The organism is Bartonella sp. AP40SXNS (assembly GCF_042195825.1).
Lineage (GTDB): Bacteria > Pseudomonadota > Alphaproteobacteria > Rhizobiales > Rhizobiaceae > Bartonella.
This window is the reverse complement of record NZ_JBHIPB010000020.1, coordinates 1-11,752: the sequence shown is the minus strand read 5'-3', so window position 1 is coordinate 11,752 and position 11,752 is coordinate 1. Positions and strand designations below refer to the sequence as shown.

The 11,752-nt window shown below is 38.1% G+C and carries 10 protein-coding genes and 3 pseudogenes; 9 read left to right on the top strand and 4 right to left on the bottom strand.

The features are described 5' to 3' along the window. The first annotated feature begins 92 nt into the window (after window positions 1–92). Window positions 93–623: a hypothetical protein gene (locus ACFILZ_RS08860; RefSeq protein ID WP_375610920.1), complete on the top strand. Its 531-nt coding sequence runs from the start codon at window positions 93–95 to the stop codon at window positions 621–623. A 9-nt stretch (window positions 624–632) separates the two neighbouring features. Here the strand turns inward: ACFILZ_RS08860 and ACFILZ_RS08855 are convergent, their stop codons facing one another. Then, on the bottom strand, window positions 633–1,247 hold the full coding sequence (locus ACFILZ_RS08855; protein WP_375610919.1) for a hypothetical protein: 615 nt from the start codon (window positions 1,245–1,247) through the stop codon (window positions 633–635). Between the two features lie 202 nt (window positions 1,248–1,449). Here ACFILZ_RS08855 and ACFILZ_RS08850 point away from each other — a divergent pair, with 202 nt between their 5' ends. From ACFILZ_RS08850 to ACFILZ_RS08820, 7 genes and pseudogenes are all read left to right on the top strand, one after another. Beyond that, window positions 1,450–1,785 carry a hypothetical protein gene (locus ACFILZ_RS08850; protein ID WP_375610918.1) on the top strand — a complete coding sequence of 112 codons (336 nt, stop codon included), beginning with the start codon at window positions 1,450–1,452 and terminating at the stop codon, window positions 1,783–1,785. Further along, window positions 1,766–3,094, top strand: a complete 1,329-nt coding sequence (locus ACFILZ_RS08845; protein WP_375610917.1) for a PBSX family phage terminase large subunit — start codon at window positions 1,766–1,768, stop codon at window positions 3,092–3,094. Before ACFILZ_RS08850 ends, ACFILZ_RS08845 begins: the two co-directional genes overlap by 20 nt. 260 nt (window positions 3,095–3,354) lie before the next feature. Continuing rightward, on the top strand, window positions 3,355–4,521 hold the full coding sequence (locus ACFILZ_RS08840; RefSeq protein ID WP_375610916.1) for a tyrosine-type recombinase/integrase: 1,167 nt from the start codon (window positions 3,355–3,357) through the stop codon (window positions 4,519–4,521). A 207-nt stretch (window positions 4,522–4,728) separates the two neighbouring features. Further along, window positions 4,729–4,929 carry an AlpA family transcriptional regulator gene (locus tag ACFILZ_RS08835; protein ID WP_007347209.1) on the top strand — a complete coding sequence of 67 codons (201 nt, stop codon included), beginning with the start codon at window positions 4,729–4,731 and terminating at the stop codon, window positions 4,927–4,929. 97 nt (window positions 4,930–5,026) lie between these two features. Further along, window positions 5,027–5,911, top strand: coding sequence for a toprim domain-containing protein (locus ACFILZ_RS08830; protein WP_375610915.1), 885 nt, complete (start codon window positions 5,027–5,029; stop codon window positions 5,909–5,911). 12 nt (window positions 5,912–5,923) lie between these two features. After that, window positions 5,924–7,531 (top strand): YfjI family protein, encoded by a 1,608-nt coding sequence (locus tag ACFILZ_RS08825; RefSeq protein WP_375610914.1) that lies wholly within the window; start codon window positions 5,924–5,926, stop codon window positions 7,529–7,531. A gap of 585 nt (window positions 7,532–8,116) precedes the next feature. Further along, a pseudogene (locus ACFILZ_RS08820) lies at window positions 8,117–8,569 on the top strand (type ISP restriction/modification enzyme); the annotation flags it as partial. 1,159 nt (window positions 8,570–9,728) lie between these two features. Here the strand turns inward: ACFILZ_RS08820 and ACFILZ_RS08815 are convergent. From ACFILZ_RS08815 to ACFILZ_RS08805, 3 genes and pseudogenes are all read right to left on the bottom strand, one after another. After that, a pseudogene (locus tag ACFILZ_RS08815) lies at window positions 9,729–9,806 on the bottom strand (Killer protein); the annotation flags it as partial. 13 nt (window positions 9,807–9,819) lie between these two features. Continuing rightward, complete coding sequence (locus ACFILZ_RS08810; protein WP_375610912.1) at window positions 9,820–10,752, bottom strand: DMT family transporter; 933 nt, start codon at window positions 10,750–10,752, stop codon at window positions 9,820–9,822. A gap of 11 nt (window positions 10,753–10,763) precedes the next feature. Then, a complete protein-coding gene (locus ACFILZ_RS08805; RefSeq protein WP_375610911.1) occupies window positions 10,764–11,519 on the bottom strand; it encodes an SDR family oxidoreductase in 756 nt (251 codons plus the stop codon). A 66-nt stretch (window positions 11,520–11,585) separates the two neighbouring features. On the opposite strand from ACFILZ_RS08805, the pseudogene ACFILZ_RS08800 reads away from it, so the two are divergent. Continuing rightward, window positions 11,586–11,752 (top strand): annotated as a pseudogene (locus ACFILZ_RS08800) (DUF3987 domain-containing protein); the annotation flags it as partial.

Genomic DNA, 11,752 nt, shown 5'->3' with positions numbered 1-11,752 from the left:
CATCACCTTATGACAGAAGCTTTCACAAGCCTCTTGATACGTCTCATACCGTTATGAATGATAGTGTTCCTTTTTAAATAAAAGGCGGTGTTATGAAAAAAAATAAAAAGAGGGGACGCCCTAAAATAGCAGGGCAGGTAAGAGAACCAAACGGACGTATATCACGTGCAAAAGCACCGCGTGAAGCCGTTGATAAATTGGCAATAGAAATGCGTGCAAAGTGCTTTGGTTTAACGCTACAGGAAGCAAAAAATCCGCTCTCTGGTACCTATATCGGGCGGCTTTGTTTACAAGGCGTGCTTACACAAGAGCAATATGACGCCGCGCAACAGTACCTACAGATAAGAAACGATTACCTTTGTGCAAAAGGCTTGCCTAATGCGATTTATGACGAAATGCCGTCATCTTCAGATGATAAGGCAAGAGATAAATGGGTAGCATTTGCAACAGAGCAGTTTATCAACACGCAAGAGGCACTAAAAGAAGCCCAATGCCTCTATAGACAGTATAATCTTTATGCAGCACTACAGTACCTCGTGGTAGAAGATCAAATGCTACCATATCTTGTGAATTCATTACGTGTTTCTCTTAATGCTCTTCAGAAACATTTTGATCGTAAATGACAATCTCTATTACGGTTTCATTATATTGTATATCGTTTGTAAGTTTCTGCAAAATTCAATGGATTCCTTTAAACCTTTATGATCATTTGTTTTCACTTGATATACTAGGTTATTTACTTGTTCTTTTCTGAAATCGTAACGCTTAAGAAATTTTTTTGCATAATAAATCATTGGATCCTCGTTATCATTGACCACGTCGTATGCCCACATCAAATCGCTTTCACTCCAATCATATTCATCGCGTAAACGCTTTATTACATTGGGTAGATCCATTTGCGACATCTCCTTATTATAATCACCCCGCAATATACTCACAATGGATGCACAACCAACAACTAATATGTGACGATACAATATATATTCCTGTTTAAAAAACGAATATTCTGTGCCCATGATGAGTGAAAGTTCTTCTGCTTTGCGTATCTTTTCAGAATGCATAGAGCCAATATATGATTCACTTACGTATTTGTTGTAAAGTTGATTATACTTCTCTTTAGTATCTACACTTGTAAACATACGCGTCAATTTGTCTATAAATCCAAATGACGCTGATGCAGGTAGCGCTGATATAGAAAAGAAAGCTATAAATGTTATGATGCGTGTTATGAATAATGATTTCATCATTTTAAATCCCTAAATTATTATAAGCGCTGTTTAACCGATTCCCTTTGAAATTATCAATATGTGTTATTTTAGTGTTGACAAAGTGTAGCAAATCGTATTTAATGACATTGCTGTACTTAGGTGTATTGTATCTAAACGAGGGACAGTGCAGTTTGGAATCCCCGCAAATGCGGGGTTTTTTATTATCTGGAGGGCGTATTTTATGACATCAGAAAATACACAGCAGGCTCCACAACCCATTAAAAAGCGTATACCACCAAAGGCAGGTCAAGGGCGTGTCAAAGGCGTTCCAAATAAAGTGACGCGCATTTTAAAAGAAGCAGTGGTTAAGGCTGCTGAGAATGCTGGGAATAAAATTGGCAAGGATGGTTTGATTTCTTATTTGGAAAAGCAGGCTATGGAATGCCCCGCTGCTTATTTAGCGTTGCTTGGTAAGGTGTTGCCTTTACAGGTAACAGGTGAAGATGGGGGAGCCATTAAGATCATAACGCGTGTAGAAATTGCTCCTTTAACAATGAATGACGACAAGACAGATTAAGATTGTACCAAAACTTATCCCTATTTTTGATGGGGATGCTTTGGTACGAGCGGCGTGGGGTGGACGAGGGTCTGGAAAGACAAGATCATTTGCATTGATGGCGGCTTTAAAAGGCTATCAATTTGGTATGCAGGGGATATCGGGGACCATTCTTTGTGCACGTCAGTTTCAGAATTCTTTGGCAGAAAGTTCATTGGAGGAGATTAAGCGCGCCATTGAAGCGCACGACTTTTTAAAGGACTATTACAAGGTTGGGGAGTCGTCGATTAAATCGATAGATGGTCGCGTAGCCTTTCAGTTTTCTGGTCTGGACCGTAATATTGCGAGCATTAAATCGATGGGGCGCATTTTGCTTTGTTGGGTTGATGAAGCAGAGCCGGTAACAGAGACGGCTTGGCAAACGCTTATACCGACTTTGCGAGAAGAAGGAGAGGGATGGCGGGCAGAATTATGGGTGACATGGAACCCGTTGCGAGAGAATGCCCCCGTTGAGAAGCGGTTTCGCTTTTCAGACAATGAGGCAATCAAGCGTGTTGAGATCAACTGGTCAGACAATCCGAAGTTTCCCAAGATCTTGAATGAAGCGCGGCTTGATGATCTGAGAAACCGTCCAGAGACCTATAAGCATATCTGGGAAGGGGCTTATCTTACAGCGGTTCAAGGCGCTTATTATCAGAAAGAGATGTTGGCAGCCGAGCAGGAGGGGCGGATAGGGCGTGTTGCTCGTGACCCTTTAATGCAAATACGTGCTTTTTGGGATATTGGGGGGACAGGCGCCAAGGCAGATGCCACGGCGATATGGATAGCACAGTTTGTGGGGCGAGAAATTAGAGTGCTTAATTATTACGAAGCACAGGGACAGCCATTATCCGAGCACATAGGCTGGTTACGTCAGAATGGCTATGAGAAGGCATTGATGGTTTTGCCTCATGACGGTGCGACCAGAGACCGTGTGCACAATGTGAGTTTTGAAAGTGCTTTAAATGATGCGGGTTTTGAAACGCAAGTGATCCCTAATCAAGGGGCAGGGGCGGTTAAGATGCGTATCGAGGCGGTGCGACGTATTTTGCCGTCTGTTTGGTTTAATGAAGAGACAACCGTAGCGGGTCGTAAAGCACTGAATTGGTATCATGAGAAATGGGATGAGAAGCGTAATATTGGTTTAGGCGCTGAGCATGATTGGTCCAGTCATGGTGCGGATGCCTTTGGGTTAATGTGTGTGGGGTATGAACAGCCGATGCAAAAACAGAAGAGACCAGCTTATAGTGGTAGAGAAACTTATGAGAGCACGTCATGGATGGCAGAATGATGCATAATGAAGAGCATTTAGAGAAAGAAAGTAACGCATCAGATTTGTCGACAGAAGGTTTGTTTCGCAAGCTTGTCAGCTGGTGACAAGCTATTGATTTATAATGATAATCTAGCGTTATTCATATTGAGTTAAAGACCCGAATAACGTAAGATTCTCTTATTTCAAATCTGTTTATATTGAATCAATCAAAACCACTCGTTTGCACATAGCAAGTGGGATGAGTGTGTGGATAAAATTTGTATAAGAAAGGACTTAAAATGGCTCTTATGAACCGTCTTAATGCAAGATCTGTTGCAACATTAGGGGCTGGCAAATATAACGATGGTGCCGGCTTGTTACTTCACAAGCGTAAAGATGGAGGTGCTCAATGGATTTACCGTTATACCATTCATGGGCGCCGTCGTGAAATGGGCTTGGGGGCATTGCGAAACGTTTCTTTAAAAAAAGCGCGTGAATTGGCAAATCAATGGCGTTCTGTTTTGCATGAGGGTCGTGACCCTATTAAAGAACGCAATAAACAAAAGCGTGAAGCAATAAGCAATCTCCATTATTTAAAAGATATTGCCGTGGATGCTTTTGAAAGTCGTAAAGCTGAATTAAAAGGGGATGGAAAAGACGGACATTGGTTTTTACCATTACGTCTTCATATTCTCCCCAAATTAGGCTGTTTACCCGTTTCAGAAATTACCCAAACTGAGATACGCAATACTCTTGCTCCTATCTGGCATACAAAAGCTGGAACAGCTAATAGAGCTCTTAATCGTCTTAATATATGTCTCAAACATGCGGCTGCACTAGGATTGGATGTTGATTTACAAGCAACAGAAAAAGCACGTGCTCTCTTAGGCAAACAACGTCATAAAACGCAAAACATGCCCGCAATGGATTGGAAAGAGGTCCCTGCCTTTTATAAAACACTTTGCCAAACAACAATCCTAACACAACTGGCTTTGCGTTTGCTTATTTTGACAGGAGTTCGTACTTTTCCTTTGCGTCATATTCGTGAAGGTCAAATTGAAGATGATGTCTGGACAATTCCTGCTGAAAATATTAAAGGAAAGCGTGATACTACAACAGAATTTCGCGTCCCCTTATCAAAAGAAGCGCTGAAAATTATTGAACAAGCTCGTTGTATTTCTAAAAGTGATTTTCTTTTTTCTCCTACCGGTCGCGGTCCTCTTTCACATACGATGATGGCTTGGTATATGAGAAAAAATAAAATTGAAGCATGCCCGCATGGTTTTCGTTCTAGTTTACGCAATTGGCTTGCTGAAACAACCGATGCTTCCTATGAGGTTGCTGAAACTATTCTAAGTCATACAGTCGGAGGACAAGTAGAGCGTGCTTATCGTCGTACGGACTATCTAGAACAGCGCCGTGTTTATATGGATAAATGGGCGGCTTATGTCACTGGTCAATCTTAAGATATGGGGTGAATAACCCCATGATCTGTGGATAACTTTCTCTCTCTTCTCTCTCATTCTTTCTCAATAAGAGTCATAAATTATCACATCACAAATTATATGATAAAATATTGTTTTCTATGAATAAAACATCTTTCTAAATGAACCAAAATGTGGTTAATAAATGATTATGATTTGTTTTTGTTTTTATAGTGAAAGGATTTTAGAATGACAGAAAATGATATTCTTTTAACAGACCGTGAAAGTGCAAAATTGCTTCATATGAGTGTCTCAACTTTCCGCCGTCATGTAACCAATGGCTCTTTACCAAAACCTTTAAAATTTGGTTTTTTATCGCGTTGGTTACAATCGGATCTTTTGAATGTCATCGAACAAGCAAAACAGCAACGTCAAAGTGACGCGGCATAAAAAAACCTTGTCACGTAAGGACGGACAAGGCTTTCTCAAACTCATCACTCTAAAGATAGCACAATCCGTCCTATGACGCAACGTTATAGGATTAAAAATGATGTGTTCTTTTAAGAATGCGCAAGGTATCACACGTGCCTTGCGCGGGGTTTGGCATGGGCGTTATGGAACAGCCCGTTGCCCTGCTCATGATGATAGGCTGCCTAGCTTATCCCTTACCAATGGACATGATGGGCGCCTTTTACTCACTTGTTATGCTGGCTGCTCTTTTAGAGAGATCATACAAGCGCTCATCAGAATTGGCTTGCTTGGAAAACAAGCCTTTTTTGATAAAGCTTATGATCACGCTCTTTCTTTATCAAAACAGATTTCTGCTGATCTCAAACGAGCAAAACAGAAAGCAGAGAGAGCAAAAGCAATTTGGCAACAAAGCCAACCAATCAAAAATACTTTAGCAGAAACCTATTTACGTATGCGGGGTATTACATGTGATTTGCCTGCTGATTTACGTTTTCATAGCAAATGTCCACACCCCTCTGGGGGTACATTGCCCGCGTTGGTTGCTCTTGTTAAGGGGGCTGGTTCCTTTGCCATTCATAGAACCTTTTTAAAAGACAATGGCTGCAAAACAGATCAGAAACCAGCAAAAGCCATGTTGGGATCTGTAACGGGTGGTGGGGTGCATTTAAGCCAAGCCAATCCAAAACATCTGGTCATTTGTGAAGGCATTGAAACCGGTCTGGCTCTTTTGTCTGGGTTGTTATCAGAGCCCGTTAATTTATGGGCTTCTCTTTCAACCAGTGGCATGATGCGTGTGAATTTACCCCCTACAAAAGGACGTCTGACAATTGCAATGGACGGCGATGATGCGGGTCGTAAAGCAGGTTTTACCCTAGCTGCACGTGCCTATAGCCATGGCTTTGAGGTCTTTATGATGCAAGCTCCAAAAGGAACCGATTTTAATAACGTATTACTTTCTTAAAAGAGGGAAACTATGAAAGATAGTAATTTACAAAACAATAATGAAAATACTCCCGTCAATGATAACGATAATGTCTCTTTAAACGAAAATACTTGTTTAAAAGCCATTTCTTATGAACAAGCCTTGCAACAAAATGGTTGGGGGCAATTACAACCGATTGCTACGGCTCTCTTACCCGTCGAGCCTTTTAAAATATTCCTGCTTCCAACACCATTAATAAACTATGTTTATGACGTTGCTGATATTCAACAATCTTCTATCGATTTTGTTGCTGTTTCTGCTTTATGTGGATTGTCTGCTGTCATTGGAAATGGCGTGCGGGTTTCTCCAAAACAACATGCCAATTGGAAAATTGTTCCTAATCTCTGGGGTGCCATTGTGGGGGAACCTTCAACTATGAAAACAGATACCATGGAAGCTGCTTTAGCACCTCTTGATGTTTTTCAAGAGGAATGGCATCAAGAATGGTTAAAGAAGAAAAAACAGCAAGAAACAAAAGATATTCTTATTGAATTAGACAAAAGAGAAAAGAAAAAACAAGCCTACAAAGCACTCAAAGATCAAGACGAGGAACAAGCCCTTGCTCTTCTTTCTCAATCTCTTGAACATAAAGAAAGTGAGGAAGATGACACGCTTAATAAACGACGTCTTATTGTCAACGATGTGACCGTCGAAAAGCTTGGGGAATTGTTAAAAGAAAACCCCCGTGGTCTCTTGTTGGTTCGTGATGAATTATCTGGTTTTTTATCCGATTTGGAACGGAAGGAATATCAATCAGACCGTTCTTTTTATCTAACAGCTTTTAATGGCAAAAAATCATACACCTATGACCGTATAGGACGTGGAACCATTTTTATTCCCAATGCAACCATTTCCATTATTGGGGGCATTCAACCTTCACGGATTATTCCCATTATTCAAGCAATGCACCATGGAACAAATAATGACGGCTTATTGCAACGGTTTCAAATGCTGGTGTGGCCCGATGAACGAAAAGAGCGGTTATGGGTTGATAGACCTCCCAATCAAAAGGCATGGGAAAGTTATCAAGGAATTTTTCGTTCTCTTTATGATAAACCATTAGGATCACCAAAACACCCTATTACCATACGCTTTTCTGCTGAAGCTCAAGAAATGTTTCGTGTATGGTGGGAAAATTTTCAAAGAACAATCAAAGGAGGTCATTTCTCATCAAGTTTACAAGCGCATCTTTTGAAAATGAATAAAACCATACCAACCCTTGCATTGATTTTTGAATTGAGTGAAGGGGGGCGTTTTGAAATCAATAGAGATGCCCTTGAGAGAGCCTTATATTGGGAAGAATATCTGATAAGTCATGCAAAACGTCTTTATGCGGCGAATGATACATTAACAGCAGAGCGTGCAAAATTAATTGTAGAGCGCTGTGATCTTTTACCCAATGTTTTTACGGCAAGAGATATCTATAGACGGTGTTGGAGATCTTTAAAAGACAATCAAGCCGTTAAGCAAGCTTTAGAGCTTTTATGTCGTTGTAACTATATTCGTGAATTTCCTATAGAGGGGAATGAATTAGGTCGGCGTCCTGATAGACGGTATGAATGGAATCCTTTGGTTAAAAACAACAGCATAAAACAATAAAGAAATCTCTTTTGAAGTCTTTAAGACAACCACGCAAAACTCTTTTTATGGCATTCTCATCAAGGAACTTTTTTCCAAAAGCAAATGATCTGAGTGACCTTATCAGAAGAGTTTTGTCAGTCTTGTCAGTTCATTCTAGCTCCTATATTATTTTTTTTAAATGAGAGAAAATTAAAAACATTATATTTCAATATGTTAGTATTTTAACGATACAACCTATATCGACAATACAACCTTAAATACAATCCATAATATATATTTGTCAGTTTGTGTCTGTAAATTGAACTAACAAACTAGATTATTTTAGTGACTCATAAAACCTATCAAAATAATCATTATGATATTTTAAAAGCACATGCTTCATTTGTCTTTTTCCATAAAATAAACAGCAAATTTCACTATTTTGCTGATCTGATCTCTCTCATGGGCTGCGGATAAACAGCATTTAAAAAACTCTTTTGAAAAAATTATCGGCTTTTTTAGCATTTTTCTGCATTTTTTCTCAATTCGTTCAAAATGGATTTAATAAGCTTCATTTTAATTCTTTTGAAGAGACTTAAACCCCTTATACGAAAACGGAACTCTGTTGTAACGGGGCGTGAACTGGATCATTTGCACGTGAATTATGAAACTGTAAAACCTTATCCCGTAACCTTTAAAAAAGGTAATCCAAAAGTTACAGAGATCTCTAATCCGAAAAATTCTATTATGTAACTGAAATGAAATTCGCAAAAGCAACTAAAGAGAAAGATAAAACCACTGTTATTTATAATAACAATATCACAATAACAGATATCCCTCTTGACGCTTGTGAGTATATCGTTAATGGTAAACTCGCTCTTGAATGGGTTATGGGGCGTCAATGTGTTAAGACTGATAAAAAGAGTGGTATTGTTAATGATGCCAATCGTTATGCTGTTGAAACCATTGGCAACCCTGCACCCTCTAGAGTTATTTCAGAGGGTTATTACCGTAAGTTTAGAGACAATGAAAATTGTTAAGAACTTACCAAAATTAGAAATTAGAGAAACTGAATAGACTTGGCTTGCTAAACTCACAAAGGGGTATAGAATCTTATAACCATAATCTATACCTCTCTTGTTAAGTTGATTAGATACAATCTTTAAAAGGAGTGTTTATATACATTATTCTAAAAAGAAGAAACTTACACTTTTAAATACTCTACTTTGAATTGCTTTAAGACTTTTAAGAAATCCCATCTTAAAGTGAATACGCTTCTTTTACATTGCCTTTAAAAGGTTAAACCGTAATCTAAAATGATAGCTTTATTGTTATCAGAAGCTTTATTTAAAGAGGGTTATGTATATTCATTTTCTTATATTACTTATAGGTTTTGAATGTTTCTACCCCCCCAAAACCCTTACAAAACATAGAGCATTAGTTGAATTTATAGGTTGTACTATTGATATAGGTTGTTTTTTGAAAAATTGATAAAACTTAACTTATTGAAATATAACGATTTTAATTTTCTCTCATTTAAAAAAATGATATAGGTTCTAAAAAGAACTGACAAGACTGACAAAAGTTTATTAAAAGGGATTTTGCTCATCTCTATAATTATCAATCTCTCTTTAGATGTTTTCATAACAGTCTATAAATTACAATTATCCTACTTATCGTTTCTCTTATGAAAATGAAAAATGATGCCATGGCTATAAAGCATATAACAGCTATAGAAAATGCGTAAAAACAGCAGCTTCAAATAACTAAACTGTAAATGAACGCATTGATTATAAAGAGAGCACCTATAAGAGGCTATTAAATTTTAAATGTATTATAAACAAAATTCACAAAAAAATTTAAATTCATTTAGTAAAAAAACTGATAGATTATAAAGATAAAAATACGCATTATGAGAGCGTTTCTAAATATTATAAATGTATAGATTCAGAAAATAACGCAATCGTTTAATAAAACCTATAATATAGCTTTAAAAGCACATAAATATAAAAGAAGCAATTAATAAGCATAAGATATTATCAATACATAACGTATTTAAAAAATAAGAAAAAATATCAAAAAAGATAAAATATTATTTGACAATAAATACGTATTTTGTTATATGAAGACGATACGCTAATTTTTGTATTGTTATCCCCATTTCTTCTAAAAAAGCTACTTTTAGAACTTTACTAGAATGGGCGGGGTTATGCGTCATTTGTTTTCATTCCTTTCATCAATGGTAATCTTGATAATCAACAAGCTCCACATCTGTTCCGATAAAGCGAAAAATAACACGCCAATTTCCATTCATCTTAAAAAGTATATTACTCTTTATGCGCATTGGGAACGGCTTTTCTAGATCCTAGTAAGCTGAATATATAGCCTTGTCCGATTAGAACTCCAAAAATCGTAACAAAAACGCCTATGATTTGCATGATTTGAGGGATGAAGCCGAACAGGATTTGCACCAATAAGGCTGAAATAGGTACAAAATTGAAAAATATCGCCGTCTTACCCGGACCTCGGATCGCTATTCCAATATTCCAAAATAGGTAGGCTAAAACTGATCCTGCAACCCCTATCCAAAGGAGTGCGAATAAACTAGCGCCGGACATAGACATCGTTTCTTGAAGAGGGGATTCGAATAAAAAGGTTAGGACGCCAAGGGCGACGGTGCCAGAGAGCATCGTCCAGCTTGTTGTTTCAAGCGGGGTTGCGTTCTTGACAAATGACCGCGTGCCCACGGTATAGAACGCCCAACCAATGGAACCTAAAAGAATCATAATATCTCCTTTGGCAAAGGAAACATGGTTAGACAAAAATCTCCCATTTGTTATGACTAAATAGACCCCTAACATGCTAATGAGCATCCCTATAACCCTCTCACAGGTTGGGAAAGATTTATTCATGATAGCTTCAATAATATTAGCACTAATAGGGGTTGTCGCCATGATGAGGGAGGCTGTTATGGGATTTGACGTTTGCAAGCCAACAAATAAAGCGCCATTAAACCCTGCCACACCGATAATCCCTAGGAAAATATAAGAAATAAAATTTTGCGATAAAACATGCCACCGCAAGCCTTCTTTGAAAATCATAATTAAAAATATGGCGATTACGGCAATGAGAAACCGCTCAAAAGAAGCTGTCCATGGAGAAACAGTCGTTAAAGCTATCTTAGTGGCTTGGAAATTGGAACCCCAAAAAAAGGTTCCTACGAGGGTTAAGACAAGAGCTATTCTGGGCGTGATTTTCATTGGATAGATCCTTATACTTGATACCAAAGTGGAGCATCGAGACGTATAGAAGAAATTTGTGCGGTATTAGATGAGGAAAGAATAAAGTTGACCGCGGAAGCAATGTCATCTGGGTGAAGCATTTTAGCAAGATTCTCTGGAGGTATCTCTGGGAATCCTTTAAAATTGCGACGAAAATCCGTATTAACTTTATCAACTTGGATTGAACAAACACGAATATTTTGTGGCATTCCCCATAAGCGCAACCCACCAGTATAGCCCTCTACAGCAAATTTAGAAGAAGAATATGAAATTAAAGAAGGATTGTATTCTACACCCCATATGGATGAAATATTTATAATATCGGCGCGAATTTCCTTTTTTAGATAGGGTAAAGTAGCAGCTGTTATATAGAACATTCCTTTAATATTCACATCAAATGTTTCAGCACATTCTTGAGCATCAATTGTTTCTGGATCGCCACTATAACAAATGCCTGCTACATTAACTAAGACATCAAGACCACCAAATTCTGAGATAACCTTATGGACAGAAGAGTCAATGGCTTCTTTATCGCGGATATCAACAATCAATTTACATAAGCCTGCCGTATCGATGGAGGTTGGTAGTTCTATGTCAATGATGTCTGCACTTGCTACCTTATGACCATTTTTCAATAAGTTTAGAACAATTGCTTTACCGATGCCGCGAGCGCCTCCTGTGACTAAAATACGTTTCTGTTGTTGTGAGTAAATTCCGGTCGTGTTTTTTATCATTTCGTTTAGCATTTTCTATACCTGAAGTTGTAATCATTAATATTCAGCTAGTTTATTTTTAGCCATGCATTATGTATTAAAGCAATAAAAAAAGGAGATCTTGAAACAGCCCGTGCTCTTTTGTCTGAAACCCTCTCTAAAGACAATACGCGTGATGAGGATGTCTCTCGTTTTATTGTCAATGATGTGACCGTTGAAAAGCTTGGGGAACTTTTAAAAGAAAACCCCCGTGGTCTCTTGATGGT

Coding starts and splice junctions, on each gene's coding strand:
- ACFILZ_RS08840 (WP_375610916.1), top strand. CDS start 3,355: ATGGCTCTTATGAACCGTCTTAATGCAAGATCTGTTGCAACATTAGGG.
- ACFILZ_RS08845 (WP_375610917.1), top strand. CDS start 1,766: ATGACGACAAGACAGATTAAGATTGTACCAAAACTTATCCCTATTTTT.
- ACFILZ_RS08830 (WP_375610915.1), top strand. CDS start 5,027: ATGATGTGTTCTTTTAAGAATGCGCAAGGTATCACACGTGCCTTGCGC.
- ACFILZ_RS08825 (WP_375610914.1), top strand. CDS start 5,924: ATGAAAGATAGTAATTTACAAAACAATAATGAAAATACTCCCGTCAAT.
- ACFILZ_RS08805 (WP_375610911.1), bottom strand. CDS start 11,519: ATGCTAAACGAAATGATAAAAAACACGACCGGAATTTACTCACAACAA.
- ACFILZ_RS08860 (WP_375610920.1), top strand. CDS start 93: ATGAAAAAAAATAAAAAGAGGGGACGCCCTAAAATAGCAGGGCAGGTA.
- ACFILZ_RS08810 (WP_375610912.1), bottom strand. CDS start 10,752: ATGAAAATCACGCCCAGAATAGCTCTTGTCTTAACCCTCGTAGGAACC.
- ACFILZ_RS08855 (WP_375610919.1), bottom strand. CDS start 1,247: ATGATGAAATCATTATTCATAACACGCATCATAACATTTATAGCTTTC.
- ACFILZ_RS08850 (WP_375610918.1), top strand. CDS start 1,450: ATGACATCAGAAAATACACAGCAGGCTCCACAACCCATTAAAAAGCGT.
- ACFILZ_RS08835 (WP_007347209.1), top strand. CDS start 4,729: ATGACAGAAAATGATATTCTTTTAACAGACCGTGAAAGTGCAAAATTG.